Annotated in this window: 18 protein-coding genes; 4 read left to right on the forward strand and 14 right to left on the reverse strand. The window is 58.6% G+C overall.

Annotated features, from left to right (window positions below; genetic code table 11):
* The first annotated feature begins 27 nt into the window (after nucleotides 1–27).
* Nucleotides 28–957, forward strand: coding sequence for a DUF808 domain-containing protein (locus tag hmeg3_RS21635; protein ID WP_094565582.1), 930 nt, complete (start codon nucleotides 28–30; stop codon nucleotides 955–957).
* Here hmeg3_RS21635 and ruvC read toward each other — a convergent pair.
* The 8 genes from ruvC to tyrS all read right to left on the reverse strand — a co-directional run bounded on the left by ruvC (nucleotide 954) and on the right by tyrS (nucleotide 7,854).
* Nucleotides 954–1,496, reverse strand: coding sequence for a crossover junction endodeoxyribonuclease RuvC (gene ruvC, locus hmeg3_RS21640; RefSeq protein WP_094565583.1), 543 nt, complete (start codon nucleotides 1,494–1,496; stop codon nucleotides 954–956). The two genes, hmeg3_RS21635 and ruvC, sit on opposite strands and share 4 nt — an antisense overlap.
* Nucleotides 1,497–1,571: 75 nt before the next feature.
* A complete protein-coding gene (gene purH, locus hmeg3_RS21645; protein WP_094566501.1) occupies nucleotides 1,572–3,143 on the reverse strand; it encodes a bifunctional phosphoribosylaminoimidazolecarboxamide formyltransferase/IMP cyclohydrolase in 1,572 nt (523 codons plus the stop codon).
* Between the two features lie 107 nt (nucleotides 3,144–3,250).
* Entirely contained in the window at nucleotides 3,251–3,484 is a 234-nt protein-coding gene (locus hmeg3_RS21650) for a Fis family transcriptional regulator (RefSeq protein WP_007883354.1), read from the reverse strand.
* 59 nt (nucleotides 3,485–3,543) lie between these two features.
* Nucleotides 3,544–4,560 (reverse strand): tRNA dihydrouridine synthase DusB, encoded by a 1,017-nt coding sequence (gene dusB, locus hmeg3_RS21655; protein WP_094565584.1) that lies wholly within the window; start codon nucleotides 4,558–4,560, stop codon nucleotides 3,544–3,546.
* Nucleotides 4,561–4,747: 187 nt separating this feature from the next.
* Entirely contained in the window at nucleotides 4,748–5,401 is a 654-nt protein-coding gene (locus tag hmeg3_RS21660) for a histidine phosphatase family protein (RefSeq protein ID WP_094565585.1), read from the reverse strand.
* Between the two features lie 39 nt (nucleotides 5,402–5,440).
* Nucleotides 5,441–6,082 carry a YbhB/YbcL family Raf kinase inhibitor-like protein gene (locus hmeg3_RS21665; RefSeq protein WP_094565586.1) on the reverse strand — a complete coding sequence of 214 codons (642 nt, stop codon included), beginning with the start codon at nucleotides 6,080–6,082 and terminating at the stop codon, nucleotides 5,441–5,443.
* Nucleotides 6,083–6,137: 55 nt separating this feature from the next.
* Nucleotides 6,138–6,593 carry a D-aminoacyl-tRNA deacylase gene (dtd, locus tag hmeg3_RS21670; protein ID WP_094565587.1) on the reverse strand — a complete coding sequence of 152 codons (456 nt, stop codon included), beginning with the start codon at nucleotides 6,591–6,593 and terminating at the stop codon, nucleotides 6,138–6,140.
* Between the two features lie 19 nt (nucleotides 6,594–6,612).
* Nucleotides 6,613–7,854, reverse strand: a complete 1,242-nt coding sequence (gene tyrS, locus hmeg3_RS21675; protein ID WP_094565588.1) for a tyrosine--tRNA ligase — start codon at nucleotides 7,852–7,854, stop codon at nucleotides 6,613–6,615.
* A 345-nt stretch (nucleotides 7,855–8,199) separates the two neighbouring features.
* Between tyrS and hmeg3_RS21680 the strand changes: the two genes are divergently transcribed.
* Together hmeg3_RS21680 and hmeg3_RS21685 are read left to right on the forward strand one after the other, a co-directional pair.
* The gene (locus hmeg3_RS21680) at nucleotides 8,200–9,594 is read left to right on the forward strand and encodes a M23 family metallopeptidase (protein WP_094565589.1); all 1,395 of its coding nucleotides are present in this window, start codon (nucleotides 8,200–8,202) and stop codon (nucleotides 9,592–9,594) included.
* Between the two features lie 96 nt (nucleotides 9,595–9,690).
* Entirely contained in the window at nucleotides 9,691–10,857 is a 1,167-nt protein-coding gene (locus hmeg3_RS21685; RefSeq protein WP_094565590.1) for an anhydro-N-acetylmuramic acid kinase, read from the forward strand.
* Nucleotides 10,858–10,866: 9 nt separating this feature from the next.
* On the opposite strand, the gene hmeg3_RS21690 is transcribed toward hmeg3_RS21685, so the two are convergent.
* On the reverse strand, nucleotides 10,867–11,322 hold the full coding sequence (locus hmeg3_RS21690; protein WP_094565591.1) for a glycine zipper 2TM domain-containing protein: 456 nt from the start codon (nucleotides 11,320–11,322) through the stop codon (nucleotides 10,867–10,869).
* A gap of 219 nt (nucleotides 11,323–11,541) precedes the next feature.
* Between hmeg3_RS21690 and hmeg3_RS21695 the strand changes: the two genes are divergently transcribed.
* A complete protein-coding gene (locus hmeg3_RS21695) occupies nucleotides 11,542–12,684 on the forward strand; it encodes a branched-chain amino acid ABC transporter substrate-binding protein (RefSeq protein WP_232511772.1) in 1,143 nt (380 codons plus the stop codon).
* A 156-nt stretch (nucleotides 12,685–12,840) separates the two neighbouring features.
* Here hmeg3_RS21695 and corA read toward each other — a convergent pair whose 3' ends face one another.
* The 5 genes from corA to hmeg3_RS21720 all read right to left on the reverse strand — a co-directional run bounded on the left by corA (nucleotide 12,841) and on the right by hmeg3_RS21720 (nucleotide 18,626).
* A complete protein-coding gene (corA, locus tag hmeg3_RS21700; RefSeq protein WP_094565592.1) occupies nucleotides 12,841–13,806 on the reverse strand; it encodes a magnesium/cobalt transporter CorA in 966 nt (321 codons plus the stop codon).
* Nucleotides 13,807–13,958: 152 nt separating this feature from the next.
* Nucleotides 13,959–14,714, reverse strand: a complete 756-nt coding sequence (gene mtgA, locus hmeg3_RS21705; RefSeq protein WP_094565593.1) for a monofunctional biosynthetic peptidoglycan transglycosylase — start codon at nucleotides 14,712–14,714, stop codon at nucleotides 13,959–13,961.
* Nucleotides 14,715–14,778: 64 nt separating this feature from the next.
* Nucleotides 14,779–15,609, reverse strand: a complete 831-nt coding sequence (aroE, locus tag hmeg3_RS21710) for a shikimate dehydrogenase (RefSeq protein WP_094565594.1) — start codon at nucleotides 15,607–15,609, stop codon at nucleotides 14,779–14,781.
* Nucleotides 15,610–15,616: 7 nt separating this feature from the next.
* Nucleotides 15,617–16,504 carry a TonB C-terminal domain-containing protein gene (locus tag hmeg3_RS21715; RefSeq protein WP_094565595.1) on the reverse strand — a complete coding sequence of 296 codons (888 nt, stop codon included), beginning with the start codon at nucleotides 16,502–16,504 and terminating at the stop codon, nucleotides 15,617–15,619.
* A gap of 46 nt (nucleotides 16,505–16,550) precedes the next feature.
* Nucleotides 16,551–18,626: a ribonuclease catalytic domain-containing protein gene (locus hmeg3_RS21720; RefSeq protein WP_094565596.1), complete on the reverse strand. Its 2,076-nt coding sequence runs from the start codon at nucleotides 18,624–18,626 to the stop codon at nucleotides 16,551–16,553.
* Nucleotides 18,627–18,636: the final 10 nt, after the last annotated feature.

Genomic DNA, 18,636 nt, shown 5'->3' on the forward strand with positions numbered 1-18,636 from the left:
CACCGCATTTCAAGACCAAAGGACACCATGGCAGGCAGCAGCTTTTTCGCATTGATCGACGACATCGCCAGCATCCTCGACGATGTTTCCCTGATGACCAAGGTTGCCGCAAAAAAAACGGCCGGCGTGCTGGGCGACGACCTGGCGCTCAATGCGCAGCAGGTCTCCGGTGTGAACGCCGACCGCGAGCTGCCTGTGGTGTGGGCGGTAGCAGTCGGATCACTGAAGAACAAGGCGATTCTGGTGCCTGCCGCCCTCGCCATCAGCGCTTTCGCGCCGTGGGCGGTGACGCCGCTGCTGATGCTGGGCGGGGCCTTCCTGTGCTTCGAGGGATTTGAAAAGCTGGCGCATAAATATCTTCCGCATGAGGAAGAACATCATGAGGCCGCAGTTGATGACGCTGATAACGCTGCCAGCGAACAGGACAAGATCAAAGGCGCAATCCGCACCGACTTCGTACTGTCGGCGGAAATCATCGCCATCACGCTCGGCACGGTCGCCACAGCGCCTTTACAGCAACAGATCGTGGTGTTGATCGGCATCGCATTGATCATGACGGTAGGTGTGTACGGCGTGGTGGCAGGTATCGTCAAACTCGACGATGGTGGTTTGTATTTGCTGCGCACGGGTGGTGACGGCGGCTTCGGCCAGTTCAAGCAGCGCGTTGGCCGCGCCATTCTGGTCGCCGCGCCTTACATGATGAAGAGTCTGACCGTCATCGGCACGGTCGCGATGTTCATGGTCGGAGGCGGTATTCTGACGCATGGCATCCCGCCGGTGCATCATTGGATTGCGGAGTTCAGCGCACCGCTGGCAGCCGTGCCGGCCGTCGGCGGTTTGTTGTCGGCGATCGTGCCGTCGATTGTCGATGCGGTATTCGGTGTGATTGCCGGCGGCGTGGTGTTGCTACTCGTGGAAGCAGTAAAGCGCGTACGGAATATTTTCAGGAAAAACTAGCCGATCAGGCGACCGCCACGCATGCGCAAGCCCTTCTTCGCCAAGCCTGGTGCGAGTGCACCGAGGGCGCTCAATGCTTCGCCGCTGTGTGCATGGCAGATCGCTACACCGAGGGCATCAGCCGCATCGGTACCGGGTAAGCCCGGCAATGCCAGCAAACGCTGCACCATATCCTGCACCTGCTGCTTCTGCGCCTTGCCGTGACCGGCGACGGCCTGCTTGATTTGCAGCGCGGTGTATTCCGCCACCGGCAGATCGGCGCTCACCAGTGCGCAAATCGCAGCACCGCGCGCTTGTCCGAGCAACAGCGTGGATTGCGGATTGACGTTGACGAAAACTTTTTCGATGGCCGCGCAATCGGGCGCATAAGTCTTGATGACTTCGCCGACGCTGGTGAGAATAACTTTGAGCCGTTGCGGCAGATCGGCATCCGGCGTCTTGATGGTGCCGGAGGCGATATAGGTGAGCTTGTTGCCTTGCTTGTGGATCACGCCAAAACCGGTGGTCCGCAAGCCGGGGTCGATGCCGAGAATTTTCATGGAGAGAGTCTAATCGATCTCGTCGATTCCCGGCATCCGTTCTTGCTTGTGAAGCTTACTGGCGATTAATGGCGATTAATGGCGGAAGTGACGCGTGCCGGTCAGCAACATCACGACGTCGCGTTCGTCTGCCGCATCAATCACTTCCTGATCACGCATCGAACCGCCCGGATGGATCACGCAGGTTGCGCCCGCATCCACCACAACATCCAGACCGTCGCGGAACGGGAAGAACGCATCCGACGCCACGGCCGAGCCGGCCAGTGTCAGGCCGGCGTTCTGCGCTTTGATCGATGCAATGCGCGCGGAGTCAATACGGCTCATCTGGCCGGCGCCGACGCCCAGCGTCATGCCGTTGCCGCAAAAGACGATCGCGTTGGACTTGACGAACTTGGCGACGCGCCAGGCGAACATCAGGTCTTGCAGTTGTTGCGGTGTCGGTTGCTTCTTGCTGACGACTTTGACGTCGGCCAGCAGCACGTTCTTGGCGTCAGGCGATTGCACCAGCAGACCGCCGCCGACGCGTTTGAAGTCATACGCGTTGAGACCATTCCCCAGTGGGATTTCCAGCAGACGCACGTTTTGCTTGGCGGCGAAAATCTTCTTGGCTTCGGCGCTGAAGGACGGAGCGATCAGCACCTCAACGAATTGCTTGGCGACTGCTTCAGCGGCTGCACCATCGAGTTCGCGGTTGAAGGCGATGATGCCGCCGAACGCGGAAGTCGGATCAGTTTGCAGTGCCTTGCTGTACGACTCCAATGGATTGGCGCCGACCGCCACACCACATGGATTGGCATGCTTGATGATGACGCAGGCTGCGGTGTCGGCAGCGTCGAAGGTCTTGACGCATTCCCACGCGGCGTCGGCGTCGGCGATGTTGTTAAACGACAGTTCCTTGCCTTGCAGCTGGGTGTAGTTGGCCAGCGCGCCGTCGATCTTCTTGATGTCGCGGTAAAACGCCGCCGATTGATGCGGGTTTTCACCGTAGCGCATGTCCTGGACTTTTTCGAAGTGCAGGTTCAACGTGTCAGGATAGGCACTGCGTGTGGTGTGCTGCTTGTCTTCGCCCAGCGAGGTGAAATAGTTGGTGATGGAGCCGTCGTATTGCGCAGTATGCGCGAACACTTTCTTGGCCAGCGCAAAGCGCTTTTCGTACGGCAGGTCGCCGCTGGCTTGCAGGTCGGCCAGCACGCCGGCGTAGTCGGTCGGGTCGCAGATGACGACCACGTCCTTGTGGTTCTTGGCCGACGAACGCAGCATGGCCGGGCCGCCGATATCGATGTTTTCGATCGCGTCTTCCAGCGAACACTCTTCCTTGGCGACGGTTTGCTGGAATGGATACAGGTTCACCACCACCATGTCGATGGTCGGGATGCCGTGCTTGTCCAGCGCAGCGACGTGCTCAGGAAAATCGCGGCGCGCCAGAATGCCGCCGTGCACCTTTGGATGCAGCGTCTTGACGCGGCCATCCAGCATCTCCGGAAAACCTGTGTAGTCGGCGACTTCAGTCACCTTGACGCCATTGTCGGCCAGCAGCTTGGCCGTACCGCCGGTGGACAGGATGTTGACGCCCATGGCGGACAGCGCGCGTGCAAAGTCGAGCACGCCGGCTTTGTCGGAAACGGAGATGAGTGCTTGTTTGATCATGATGGCATGAAGGTAAATGAAGGAATTCGGTGGCGGGGCCGGCAACGCCTGCAATCGAGAGACGTTGCCGCATGTATGCGAAGCATGCAGGCGACTAAGGCCTGCGGTTACAACAAGCCGTGCTGCTGCAATTTCTTGCGCAAGGTATTGCGATTGATACCGAGAATTTCTGCTGCCTGGGACTGATTGCCGTCGGCGCGCGCCATCACTGCTTCGAAGATCGGTTTCTCGACCGTCAAAACAACCATGTCATATACATTGGATGGCAGTTGCTCGCCCAAATCCTTGAAATACTTGTCAAGGCTCTTCCTGACGACATCCTCGATACTTTCTTTACTCATTACGTGCTACTTCTGTTCTTTTTGGTGTGTTAATCAATAACCTTGCATGCTGCTTGCAGCTACGCTGCCAGCGCCTGTTCGGCAATCCCGTATTGTAACCGCTCGCCATATGCCGCCTGCGATTCGAAGAAATCACGCACGGCGTTCCATTGCAGCCGGCAATCTTCGAGGCGGTTCATGCGTTGCCGGAATTCTTCTCCCTCCGGCAGGTCGCGGACATACCATCCAATGTGCTTGCGCGCCGTGCGTACGCCGAGATACTCGCCGTAGAACGCATAGTGCGCCTGCAAATGTTCCAGCATCAATTCTTGTACTTCGGTCACCATCGGCGCCGGCAGATGTGTGCCGGTGCGCAGGAAGTGATCGATCTCGCGGAAAATCCACGGACGTCCCTGCGCTGCACGCCCGATCATGACGGCATCGGCGCCGGTCACCGCCAGCACGTGCTTAGCGCGCTCCGGCGTGGTGATGTCGCCATTTGCGACCACCGGGATCTTTACCGCAGCCTTAACGGCAGCGATGGTCTCGTACTCGGCTTCGCCGCTGTAGCCATCGGCGCGTGTGCGGCCGTGCAGCGTCAGCATGGCGATGCCGCTTTGCTCAGCCATGGCGGCGATGGTCAATGCATTTTTGTTCTCGCGATTCCAGCCGGTGCGGAATTTCAATGTCACCGGCACGTCGACGGCTTTCACTACCGCGTCGAGAATCTGACCGACCAGTTTTTCGTTTTGCAACAAGGCCGAACCGCACCAGCTGTTGCAGACTTTTTTGACCGGGCAGCCCATGTTGATGTCGATGATCTGCGCGCCGCGGTCGACGTTGTGTTTAGCGCAATCGGCCAGCATGGCAGGGTCGGCGCCGGCGATCTGCACCGCTTTCGGCTCCATCTCGCCGTCATGATTGGTGCGGCGGGAGGTCTTCTCGCTTTGCCAGAGACGCGGGTCCGAGGCAGCCATTTCCGAGACGGCATAACCCGCGCCCAACTGTTTGCACAGTTGGCGGAAAGGACGATCCGTCACACCCGCCATGGGGGCGACGAAAACGTTATTGCGCAGGAAATGCGGACCGATATTCACGGATCTCTGGACGCGTGAGCGTGTGGTGACTGGGGAAGGGCGCTATTTTAGCGCGATTGGCCCTGCACCCCAACAAGAATCGGTCTTGCACCGCAATGCCGACGAGAAATTATCAAACAAGCAATACATCGTTATATCCGGCACCGCAGAACGTCTCGCCACCGATTAACAATGAATCGAGGCTTCCTCAGCGATCGACTTCGTCGAGTACTTGCGGCGAGAGGTGGGCAATATCCGCCCATTGCCTGATGTGGAGGCGCTCCCCGTCCCATTGCAGGCGATTGATGCTGGCGTTGAAGATGTCGAAATCCCGCGCCTGCGCAAAGCCGGTCTGCCTGGCCCAGCGGTAGATGCATTCGAGGACGCCGCCGTGCGTGACGATGGCGATCTTGCGATGACCGTCGGCAACACCTTCGCGAACGATAGCGCTGACTGCGCCGACCGCGCGCCCGGAGAATTCGCGCATGGTTTCGGCAATACGTTCGCCGGCCGGGTAGCGCGCATCAAGTTCGCGCGACTTCCATGCGGCAAAGTCTTCCGGATAACGCTGCTCGATATCGTGGTGCTGCAAACCCTCAAACCCGCCGTAGCAACGCTCGCGCAAAGCGGGATCGATCTGCACCGCCCTGCCTTGCAGTGTCGCCACGGCTTGCGCCGTATCGCGCGCCCGTTGCAGGTCGCTGGCATAGATGGCATCCAACGGTTCGTTCTCAAGCACGCGCCCGAGTGCTGCTGCCTGCCGCAGCCCTTCGGCGTTCAGAGGAATGTCGATATGGCCTTGCAGGCGCTTGTCCACATTCCAGTCGGTTTCGCCGTGGCGGATCAGCAGGATATCGAGCATGAGTCTGTTTTCTACTTATTGACTTGATGAGTTGATTCGTCAGCTGACCAACGCCGGGTTCAATGTGTACGTACCGGTGACACTGGCCTGCGCCAGCACGTGGCCTTGCAGCGCATTGTGCACGTCGGTGCCGGTGAATTTGCCGGTGACGGTCAGTTGCTCCTGATCCAGCGCATACAGCGTAAAAACGTAACGGTGGACGATCGCGTCATTCCATGGCGGACAAGGACCGTCATAGCCGAAATAATCGCCACTCATGTCGCCGTCACCGGCAAACCAGCTGGTGTAATCGTTGAGACCATGACGTGCGCCCGACAACGGATCCCCCGGAATCGCAGGGCCGGCCTTGCCACGTGTAGTAACCGCACTGCTGAACTGGCCTGCAGTCAGTTCGCTGACGCTTGCCGGGATATCGACGAGGCTCCAGTGGAAGAAATCGACACGCGGCAAATCAGCCGGCACGGTCTTGCCTTCCTGATTGACGTCGTCTCCGCGCGACGGCACGTCGGGATCATGTACGACCAGCACCAGCGATTTGGTGCCGGCGGGCACATCGCTCCAGGCGAGGTGTGGATTTTTGTTGGATGACAGCGCTATGTGGCTTTTGGCATCAGGCACCGCAAAGGCGAATTCGCCCGGGATGGCCGCACCGTCTTGAAAAGAATCGCTCCAGAGTTTCATTGTGCTCTCCTTTGAAAATTGACTTGCTCGAATTTGCTTATGTTTACTGCCGGCATCACGCCGCGCTGGCCGGTTTCACCTGCAGCCAGAACGTGACCGGCCCGTTGTTGGTCAGTGAAACCTGCATATCGGCGCCGAAACGTCCTGTCTGCACCATGCCATGTCTGGCTTTCGCCTGTGTGACAAAGTGATCGAACAACCTTCTGCCGTCTTCCGGCGCAGCTGCCGGTGTAAATGATGGCCGCGTGCCGGAACGCGTATCGGCCGCCAGCGTGAACTGCGGCACCAGCAATAAACCGCCCTGCACATCCGTCACACTGCGGTTCATCTTGCCGGCATCGTCGGCGAACACCCGGTAACCGAGCAGTTTGCCGAGCAAGAGATCAGCTTCCTTCTCGGTATCGCCGCGTTCGGCACAGACCAGCACCATCAACCCCGCGCCGATGACGCCGATCTGCTCACCTTCTACTACGACATCAGCTTTGCTGACTCGTTGCAATAATGCGATCATGCCTTGTGATTCGCTTTGACTACGACAAAGTGACGCGTGCAAATTTGCGCTTGCCGACTTGCACCACAAACACGCCTGCATCAACCTTCAGGCCCTTGTCGCTGATCACGGTACCGTCGATACGCACGCCGCCCTGCTCCACCATACGCAAGGCTTCCGAGGTGGAGGCGCACAGATTGGCCTGCTTGAGCAATTGGCCGATACCCAGCGGCGCACCGCTCAGAGCGACTTCCGGTACGTCGTCCGGAATACCGCCCTTGGAACGGTTGACGAAATCGGCCAGCGCATCTTCGGCGGCCTGTTGCGAATGGAAGCGGGCAACGATTTCCTGCGCCAGCGCCACCTTGATGTCGCGCGGGTTCTTGCCGCCTTCGACGTCTGCCTTGAAGCCGGCGATATCAGCAATCGAACGGAACGACAGCAGTTCGTAGTAGCGCCACATCATCACGTCGGAAATGCTCATCACCTTGGCGAACATGGTATTGGCCGGCTCGGTGATACCGATGTAATTGTTCTTGGACTTCGACATCTTCTCGACGCCGTCCAGACCTTCCAGCAGAGGCATGGTCAGGATACATTGCGGCTCCTGGCCGAAATCCTTTTGCAGCTCGCGGCCGACCAGCAGGTTGAACTTCTGATCGGTGCCGCCCAGCTCCAGATCGGCTTTCAGCGCGACCGAGTCGTAGCCTTGCATCAGCGGATACAGGAATTCATGCACCGAAATCGGCGTGCCTTCCTTGAAGCGCTTGGTGAAATCGTCACGCTCCATCATGCGCGCCACGGTGTAGCGCGACGCCAGTTGGATCATGCCGCGGCTGCCCAGCGGGTCACACCATTCGGAGTTGTAACGGATCTCGGTCTTGGCCGCATCCAGCACCAGGCTGGCCTGGGCGAAATACGTCTTGGCGTTGACTTCGATCTGTTCGCGCGTAAGCGGCGGGCGGGTCGCATTGCGGCCGGACGGATCGCCGATCATCGAGGTAAAGTCACCGATCAGGAAGATCACGGTATGGCCGAGATCCTGCAACTGACGCATCTTGTTCAACACCACGGTGTGGCCAAGATGCAGGTCGGGCGCGGTCGGATCCAGGCCCAGCTTGATGCGCAACGGCTGGCCGCTTTGTTCGGCACGCGCCAGCTTCTGGGCGAATTCGCTTTCGATGAGCAATTCGTCAACGCCGCGTTTGGCAACGGCAAGCGCCTCCTGTACTTTGTCTGACAGGGGCAAGGGGGCTTTGGATGGTGAATGTTCGGCGGTCATTGATATAACTAAAAAATAGGCTTTTGTAGGACAGTACCGGATTGACGCTTGCTATAATGCGCACTTCGTCTTTCTGCCGCACGCCATCTAGAAGCGCAATCAGCAGAGAATTAGCATTCATCGCCTGTCAAGAATCTGTAAAAGCGTGCGTCATCGGGGAGTCATTGACGATGCCTGCGGTTGAACAGCAACATGAGTCGGTTGTCGAGTTGATCAGCATTTAGCACCTAGCTACGTACCAAGTTGATCACCAGCAAGACAATAAACGGAACGATCCGTCTTCTCTCATTGCTTTTCCTGCAACAGAATCAGAACAAGCGTAAACGGTAGATTTTAACGTATTGCATGTTCCCTAAAGATAAATTCGCGCGCGCCGCCTCCCTGTACCGCACCGCCCATCTCTACTGCCACGAGAAATTTCACGGCTCTTCCCGTAAAACCAAGGTTCTTTCCGCCGGGGCTTTATTCCTTGGCGCGTTCACCATCGGCGCCGCCGGTTTTGCACCGGCCGAGCCGGACACCTCCGACGCGCCGGTTCACGCCATCACCAAAGACCTGGCCCTGCCTGATCTGAAACAACAGATTGCGCAGCTGGAGGAGCGTGAGGCGTTTTATGTCAATGAAGAAAAAGTCCGTACCGGTGACACATTGGCAACATTGCTGACCCGTCTCGGCGTCGATGACGAGGAAGCTGCCAGCTTCATCAAGTCCGATACGCTGGCCCGCGCCGTCATGCAGTTGCGCGCCGGCAAGCGCGTCATGGCGCGCACCTCCGAAGACGGCGAGTTGCAACAGCTCACCGCCACCATGAGCGACGGCCGCGACGGCCCGATCAGCAATCTGGTGATCGAGCGCGACGGCGAAAAGTTCAAAGCCAGCACCGTGCCGGCCGTATTGGAGCGCCGCATCGAAATGCGTTCGGGCCAGATCCGCTCGTCGCTGTTTGCCGCCACCGACAATGCCCAGATCCCCGACAGCATCGCGACGCAAATCGTCGACATGTTCGCCACCAACATCAACTTCGCGTCGGACCTGCGCCGCGGCGACCGCTTCAACGTGGTCTATGAAACCTTCTACAACAACGGTGAGCCGGTACGCACCGGCCGCGTGCTTGCAGGTGAGTTCACCAACGCCGGCAACACCTATCAGGCCGTCTGGTTCGATGAGCCGGGCAGCAAAATCGGCGGCGGCTACTACTCCTTCGATGGCAAGTCGCTGAAGAAAGCCTTCCTCAAGTCGCCATTGGCCTTTACCCGTATTTCTTCAGGCTTTTCGATGCGCGTGCATCCTATCCTCGGTATCTGGAAACAGCACACCGGCGTCGACTTCGCGGCACCGACCGGCACTCCGATCCATGCATCGGGCGACGGCGTGGTCGATTTCGTCGGCAAGCAAAACGGCTACGGCAATATCGTCGTGATCAAGCATTGGAGTGGTTATTCCACCGCCTACGGTCACATGAGCCGCTTTGTCTCGGGCTTGCGCAAGGGCGACAAGATCAGCCAGGGCGAAGTGATCGGCTACGTCGGCATGACAGGCTGGGCAACCGGTCCGCATCTGCACTACGAATTCCGCGTCAACAACGTGCCCCGCAATCCTCTGTCGGTAGAGGTACCTAACGCACAACCGCTGGGCGGCAATCAACTGGCGCGCTTCCGTACGGTGTCGACCGACATGAACCGTCGCCTGTCGCTGCTGCGCCCCGCCGACGGCAATGGTGTCACGCTGGCTTCGCGCTAAGCCCACCGAATCGGCCAACGCATCGGCGCTCTCTGAGCGCATAAAACCGGTGATGGAATCGCTGTAAAATGCAGCGATCTCATCACCGGTTTTTTTATGTCCGCCGATCTCGATCCTCCACGCTCCGCCTCCTCCTCTCTCTACATCGGCCTGATGTCAGGGACCAGCCTCGACGGTGTCGACGGCGTGCTCGCTTCGCTGCCGGCCGATACAGACGGCCAGCCGCTGGCGACGCTGGCGACTGCTTATGTACCCTTCCCTGACGATTTGCGCGCGGCCCTGATGGCCTTGCAAACCAACGGTGAAAACGAACTCCAGCGCGAGGCGATGGCAGCCAATCAACTGGCCGCCTATTACGCGCAATGCGTCGCCGAGCTGCTGGAAAAAAGCGCCATTCCGGCAGCCTATATCCGCGCCGTCGGCGTACATGGCCAGACGATCCGTCATCGTCCTGAACTGGGCTACACACGCCAGACCAACAATCCCTCCCTGCTGGCTGAATTGTGCGGCATCGACGTGATAGCAGATTTCCGTAGCCGCGACGTTGCTGCGGGTGGCCAGGGCGCACCGCTCGTACCAGCCTTTCATCAGGCGGTCTTTGGCAGTGAGGAACAGGCACGCGTGGTGATCAACATCGGCGGCATCAGCAATATCAGCATCCTGCCTGCCGGCAAATTACAGGCGACATCAGGCTTCGACACCGGCCCGGGCAATGTGCTGATGGATGCCTGGATCGCGCGTCATCACGGTCAAAGCTACGACACCGACGGTGCCTGGGGGGCATCGGGCAAACCCGATGCAGCGCTGTTGGCCGCCTTGCGCAGCGACGCCTATTTCGCGTTGCCGCCACCCAAGAGCACCGGGCGCGATCTGTTTCATCTGGAATGGCTGGATGCCCAACTGGCGGCTCACCCGCATCTGACGTCCGCCGACGTGCAGGCAACGCTGGCCGCTTTCACTGCGACCACCATCGCCGAGGCGATTATCCGGTACGCACCGCAAACCGGCGCTGTGTATGTATGCGGCGGCGGCGCCTACAACGCCTATCTATTGAAATTGCTGGAAGAGAATTTATCCGCCGGTGCAGGACGCGCCATCCCGGTGCTGTCCACCGAAGCGCTGGGCATCGCACCCAATCACGTTGAAGCACTGGCCTTCGCTTGGCTGGCACAGCGCTTCTGCCTGCGCATGCCGGGCAACCTGCCGGCAGTCACCGGCGCGCGTGGCCTGCGCGTACTCGGAGGACTTTATCCGGCACAGTAATGACCGTTGTTAATATCGGTACACACGGCCGCCATCGAGGCGAACCCGGTCACCGACCCGCAGGTTGTCCGTGCTGTCCTGGGCAAAGCTCTGTACCGAACCATCGTTCATGCGCACCCGAATATTGTAGACCTCGCGTCCGCTATGATTTTTCTGCACCTGGTTGCCGACCACACCGCCGCCTACGGCGCCGGCGACAGTTGCCGCAGTACGACCAGAACCGCTGCCAATCTGATTGCCCAGCAAGCCGCCCACCACACCGCCAACGATAGCGCCGCCGACACCGCTGCTTTGCTGATGGCTGACTTCAATCTCTTCAATCACACCCGTATTGGAATTGGAATAGGAAGGCGGCGCATTGGGGCCGCCGGGAGGTGACTGGTAATCCGGTCCGCCGGCGCAACCGTTGAGCAAAGCAATCATGCTCAAGCCGACGACGAGCAGGGAAATGTAATGGTGTTTCATAGCTATGTCCTTTGTGCCTCTCACCCGTCATGGGGCGATGAAGCCATTGTTTACCGCCATGGACAACTGCAATATCGGCGTACGGCGCTAGCTCGTGTCAGACATCACCTCATACGGACAGTTGAGAATTGAACAACGAGGGGAAAAGCCTTCTTTTCATACTCTTCGGTATGCAACATGCACGCCACAATACATCAACCGGTACAAAAGGAGGTTGCATTGCCTATTCTTTTTCATGCGACAGTCAGTCTGTTGAGCATGCTCGGCCTGCTGTTCTCACCCTGTGTGCAAGCACAAACGCGTGACAGCAGCCAGACCGTGCTGATCGGCGTGATCGGTCCGATGGCAATGCCCCGTGGTCAAAGTTCACGCGATGCGGCTCAGATGGCTGTTGATCGCATCAACAGCCAAGGGCTGCGGGTCAACGGCAAAAACATCACGCTCAGACTCTTCGTCGCTGACGATAAGAATGATCTCAACCTTGCCGCTATCGCCGCCCGCTCAGCGGTCGCTGCCGGCGTAGTCGGTGTCATCGGGCATCTGACAACCGACACCAGTATCGCCACGGCACGCATTTACAGCGATGCCGGCATTCCGCAAATGTCGCCGACTGCGGCGGGACGCGAATTCACCCTGCTGGGCTACTCCACCATCTTCCAGATGCTCGGCCATAGCGATTACACCGCACAATACCTGGCGGAAACAGCCGTCAAGGTTCTGCGCGCCAAACGCATCATGCTGATCGATAACGACACCGTTCTCGGCAAGGCGTTGGCGAAAAGCTTCACAGCAGCGGTGACGCGCCTGGGGAGCACCATCGTCGAGACTGATCGCATCAACGTCAAAAGCTCCGATTTCAACACCACCATGTCGAAGATCAGAAACAGCGACGCCGATCTCGTATTCTTTGCTGGCGTGGTACCGCAAAGCATCGCCTTCGCGACACGTCTTCAACAGTTGGGATTGCGCACCAAACTACTGCTGGCGGGTGGTGCCATCAATCCTGACTTCCCCCGTAAGACAGAGGAATACCCGGACGGTACGCTGGTGCTGGTGAACGGTTATCCGGTCGAGCGAGCGCCGGATTTCAAGAGGCTGGAAAAACAATATCGGGAAAAGTATACGTCGCCGCTGATACCGCAGTCCTGGTTCGCCTACGATGCAGTCGCTATGCTGGCAGAAGCCATGAAACGCACCGATTCGCTCAATCCCCATCTGCTGGTGTCTGCACTGCATCAGATGAAGTACAACGGCATGTCCGGCCCGGTCTCCTTCAGCACCGACGGCAGCGCAGAGAATCCGCGCTATACGCTTTATCGCGCTGAACAACAAAGCTGGAAGACACTCAATACGCTGCCGTAACGGCACCTCTCCCAGATCTCAACGTTTGATGGATTGGGAAGCACCTGCCAGCAATGGGTGCCGCGTGCAGATAAGTGATACCAGTTGCCTGCGGCGCGCTGTATTGAATGTCAGGACATCGCACTTGCATTCAAAAAACTTGCTGCAAGGGAGCGTTCAGTTCAGCCAGCCGCGTCGGCGGAAGTACCAGAACGGCGCAATCGCCGAGCCGACCATCATCAGAATCGCCAGTGGGTAGCCTATCAGCCAGTCAAGCTCCGGCATGACCTTGAAATTCATGCCGTAAATACTGGCGATCAACGTCGGCGGCAGGAAGGCGACCGACGCCACCGAGAAGATCTTGATGATCTTGTTCTGATTGATGTTGATGAAGCCGACGGTGGCATCCATCAGGAAGTTGATCTTGTCGAACAGGAAGGCGGTGTGGCCGTCCAGCGATTCAATGTCGCGCAAGATCTGGCGCGCGTCTTCGAACTGCTCCGAGCTCAGCAAGCGGCCACGCATCAGAAAGCTCACCGCGCGGCGCGTATCCATCATGTTGCGGCGGATGCGCCCGTTCAAGTCTTCCTCGTGAGCGATAGTGTTCAGCACGTCGGCAGCAGCCTGGTCGGAGAGACTTTTCTTGAGCACGCTGTGACTGACGGCTTCGAGCTTCTGATAAATGCCTTCGAGCGCATCCGCCGAATATTCGGCATCTGTCTCGTACAAATCGAGCAGCACGTCACGATAGTCACCGATCGAACCGGGACGCGAACGCGCGCGCATGCGCACCAGGCGAAATACCGGCAGGTCTTCGGCATGCACCGAGAACAGGATGTTGCGTGCCAGGATGAAGGCCACAGTCATGGTGGCCGAGGCGTCGTTTTCGCCTTCAAACAAAAAATCGGTGCGCAGGTGCAGGTCGCCGTTTTCCGCTTCGAAATAACGCGCGGAGGCTTCAATGTCGCTGAATTCGTCTTCGTCCGGCAAGGTCACGCCGTAGATGCTTTTGACCCAGGCGCGCTCATCGTCGGTCGGCTCGGTCAGGTCGACCCAGACCGGCACGATGTTTTCCAGATCGCTGCGGCTGTCGATATTGACCTGGTTCAGTCGACCATTTTGCAAAACAAAAACATTAATCATGTGATCTCACTGTCAGGACAAGTCGACTGGACGGATAGTGTGTAACGGCACGGTAACAAACCGGTTGCCGACCTGCCGTCGAACTGGAACGCAAGTGTACGTTCAAGCTTGTCGGCAGGCAAGCGCCACACGTGCGGCCGCGTGCAGTTCGCTTATTTTCGGGAAGACGACTTGGCCCCGGACTTGGCGGGCGGCTTTTCCACGGGCTTCACCGGCGGCAGCTCGGCAGCTCCCATGCGGCGCAGGATCAGGCCCGTCCGGTTGGCGAGGTATGCAGAGCCGGGATTCTTGTCATAGAAACGCGGACGCGGCAGCATCACCGCCAGCCTGGCCGCCTGGCTCGGCCCGAGATTGGCCGCGCTGATGTTGTAGTAATGCAGCGACGCTGCCTCCGCGCCAAAGACACCATTTCCCCATTCCACCACATTGAGATAAATCTCAAAGATGCGCTGCTTGTCCATCAGGAATTCCAGCATGTAGGTAATGACGAATTCCTGCGCCTTGCGAATATAGCTGCGCTCGCCGGAGAGAAACAGGTTCTTCGCCAGCTGCTGGGTAATGGTGGAGCCGCCGGCGACAACCTTGCCCTTCTTGTTGTTCTTTTCGTAGGCTTTTTGCAGGGCATCCCAGTCGACGCCTTCATGTTCGGAAAAATTGGAATCTTCCGACGCAATGATGGCGCGCTTGAGGTTATTGGAAATACGGTTATAAGGCACCCACCGGAATTGCAATTGCGCGTTGGGATTTTTTTCCTGCAGGATGGACAGTTGCTGGCGCATGAAACTGGTCGAATCCGGATTGTGATCGACCCACCACCAGATCTGCACGAAGAAATACAGTTGCAGCAGCAACACTAAGGTTAAAGGCAACACGATCAGCCACAGGAACAGCTTGCGCAAGAGCTTCATTTTTCTGATGTTTGTTATTGATTGATACAGCGCCCGTTGCCGGGAAATCCTGAAATGACGGACCTCAGCTTTGATTCAGTTGCGCGCGCAAGGAGGCAAACACGTCCGCTGTTTCCGGACGCACGCCGCGCCATATAAAGAATGCCTCCGCCGCCTGCTCCACCAGCATGCCCAGACCGTCGCGTGCGACAGCGCCGTGGCGCGCGGCAAACTCCATGAATACCGTCGGCTGCTTGCCGTACATCATGTCGTAAGCCAGTGTTGTCGCCTCAGCTGTACGCGAAAAAACACTCACGGGAATCGGCGGCACGTCAGCGGCGAGACTGGCAGACGTCGCGTTGATCACCACATCGAAGGCACCGGTCAGCTGTGCATATTCTGCTGCGACCAGATTGCCGTACTCGGCAAACTGCGTCGCCAACTCCTGCGCTTTGGCGTGCGTGCGATTGGCTAATACCAGCTCGGCAGGCTTTTGTTCAAGCAAAGGCAGCAAGGCGCCGCGCGAGGCACCGCCGGCGCCAAGCAGCAGAACGCGCTTACCGGCCAGCGTGACACCGGCGTTCTGGACAATATCCACCACCAATCCTGCGCCATCCGTGTTGTCGCCGAGGATACTGCCGCCTTCAAATTTGAGCGTATTGACTGCACCTGCCAGGCGCGCGCGATCGGTTAAGCGATCAGCCAGCGCATGCGCTTCGAGCTTGAAAGGCACGGTGACGTTGGCCCCTTTGCCGCCATTGGCGATGAAAACCTTGACTGCCGCCTTGAAACCTTGCAGCGGTGCCAGCAGACGCTCATAGCTCAGTTGCTGCGCAGTCTGCAATGCAAACTGTGCGTGGATTTCAGGCGACTTGCTGTGGGCAATCGGATTGCCGATGACGACGTATGCATCCATTTTCTTATCAGCGTGAGCTGCTCATGTCAGTCTGCAAAGTTTCTTCGTGCGTAAAACGAAAACGGGTGATGATTTCCCAGATATCGTCCTTGCTGGTCGTGCGCATGTTGTCCGGAAAACGCCCGAACGGTGCCGAACGCCGGACGATCGCCAGTGCCGCACTGTCGAGTGCAGCGTTGCCGGAACCGCGCTCGATACGCACGCCGCCTTCCTTATCGTAAATCGTGCCATCCTGGAAAACCGGAATGTAAATCACCAGTTCGCCGTACAGCTTCTTGCCGTCCCGCTGCGGAAAATTGAGCGTGCCGAGCCGCTCGATTTTTTCCTGCATGGCCTTGTAATACAAAGCGTAGCCAGCCTCACGGGTACGCGCAGTGATCTGCGTCTTCTTCGGCCGCTTATTGTATTCCTCAATGTTCTTGGCGACTTCGGCTTCCATGCGCGCCACCGCCTTGGCGGTGTCCAGCAAGTCCTTGGCATTGATCTGCGGCGTGACTTCTTTCGGTTTTTCGCGCTCCGGCGTGGCGACGGTCTGCGTGGTCTTGTTCATCTGCGACAGAATCTTCTGCTGCTGCGCTTCCAGTTCAGCCACCTTGCGCTGCGCTGCCTTGACGCTGTCGCCATTCTCGACCTTGCGCATATCCGGCAGCGGCGACTTGGCGCGGCCTTCGTTGGCGTTGCCGCCGCCATCCAGGTTTGCCTGCGCAATAGCGTCGGCCTTGACCGGCGCCTTGTCGTGCTTGGCGTTGACCAGAATCACTTCCAGCCCCGGATCGGCAGGCTTGAGCCTGAACGCATCCGGCGCGGCGAAATGCACACCCAGCAAGATCGCGTGGATCACCACGGAACCGGCCAGAGCGATAGTCAGGAAGCGATTGTCGGCAAAAGATTTCACAGGCACATCAATAGATGAAAAACGCGATTTTACGCCAAAGCCAGGGTCATTCCGCAGCCGGGACAGGGGTGGCGCCGGCTGTCTCATCGCCGGCACTATTCTCGGCCGACTCTTCTGTACCTTCAGCCGCTGCCTCGGCGTCTTCCACCGCAGCATCTTCCATGCCTTGCAACATCGCTTCGTCTTCGTCGTCCATCGGCTCGGCGTCAGCAGGCTGCTGCGCAGTCGGAATCTCCAGCAAGCGTGCCTCGACGGTCAGATCGACTTCATCCCAGCGCAGCAGATCCAACTTGACCTGCAAACCACGTGCAACCTGCGGCATGCCCGGCAAGCGAATCACCAGAGGAATGTCGACCAGACGCAAAATCTCGTCCTTCAGCACCACGGCATCGACCTGTCGCGCCTGTTCTTGCGCCAGCCAGCGCAGGCACCAGTAGCGCTCCATCCCGGACTGGAAGTCGGCGTAGCCGGAGTAGGCAGAATCGAACGCCGACACGATGGCGAACAAATCAGCGTCGCGCGGCTTGAACGGTGCCGCCAGTGGCGCGGTGACGCCATGCTCCAGGCACGCCAGGATCTGCCATTGATTGACCAGATCGGTATAGCGGCGCAGCGGCGAAGTACTCCATGCATATTGATCGACGCCGAGGCCCTGATGGGGCGCGGCGTGCGTCACCATGCGCACTTGCATCTTGGCGGCCCAGCCACCGGCTCCGCCGCCTTGTGCGCGGTAGATGCCCGGCACGCCATGGTCGGCCATGAACTTGCCCCAGGTGCTGTTGGCGAAGATCATCAGTTCGGCGACGATCTTGTCCAGTGGTGCACCGCGCTTGCGGCGCGTGATCGTGACGACATCGTTGTCGACATAGAAGTTGAAATCGACGCGGTTGTTCTGTTCCGGACGCAGGCCGAAACTCTCGCGCTTGGCCATGCGGCCTCGCTCCAGCACTTGCACCCATTGCCACAGCAAGCTGATGTCGTCCTTGTGCGGATACTCGCCGCTGTTGTTGGCCAGCGCTTCTTCCGTGACCAGCGCATCCAGATCGTTGTGGCGCAGGTTAGCGGAAATCGGCACGATCTCGGCGCGCGTCTCGGTGGAGATCACGCTCCAGTCGGATGGGTCGAGCGTCGCGTAGAGCGACAAGGCCGGGCAGTTCTTGCCTTCGTCGAGCGTAAACGCTTCGACCAGCGAATCGGGCAGCATGGTGATTTTTTCACCGGGCATGTAAACCGTCGACATGCGCTGGCGCGCCATGGCATCGATCGCATCGTCGCGCTTGATGCCCAGACCCGGTGCAGCGATATGGATGCCGACGCGCACGTTGCCGTCAGCCAGTTTGACAACCGACAAGGCATCGTCGATTTCGGTCGTGGTGACATCATCGATGGAGAAGGCCTGCACATCCGCCAGCGGCAAATCGGCAGGCACGGATGGAATTTTCACCTCAGGGAAACCGCTGCCCTTGGGGAAAAACTCAAACAGGAACTTGGCGTAATGCAGGTCCTTCGGCGACGCCAGGCCACCGGTCGACAGCATCAGGCGCTGCGGCGTGGTTTGCAATTCTCTGCAGGCGGCGTCGAGCGCCTTGAATTCAATACCGTTCTTGTCGGGACGGAACAGCAATTGCAGCGCCATTGGTTTGAAAGAGTCCGGCAATTTTCCGGCCTTCAACTCTTCGACATACTGCGCCTGCACCAGCGCTTGCTGTTTCTTCTTTTCGATACCGGCCAGCGCGGCTTGCAACGAAGCCTGCGGCGCAGCTTTATAACGTCCTTTTCCCTTGCGGTAAAAATAAATCGGCGACGAATGCAGGCGCAGCAGCAAGCCGGCAGCCTCATGCGGCAACGGGGCATGTCCGAAATATTCCGTCCCCAGCTCGGCAAAGCCAAACTCGTCTTCACCCGCGACTTCCCACAGAAAATCGAGGTCGATGTCCTGCGCGATGACCTGCGCGTCTTCCAGCAACTTGGCCGGGCTCGGCGAGGCGAACTGCAGCATCACGTCCTTGGACTTGACCTTGCTGCGCTTGCCCGATGCCATTTCGACCTGATAGGCCTCACCTTGCTGCGACAGCACGGTGCCAGCCTTGAAATCACCGGATTCTTCAAAAAATAAATTCATCGATTGTTAC

Source organism: Herbaspirillum sp. meg3 (assembly GCF_002257565.1).
GTDB lineage: Bacteria > Pseudomonadota > Gammaproteobacteria > Burkholderiales > Burkholderiaceae_D > Herbaspirillum.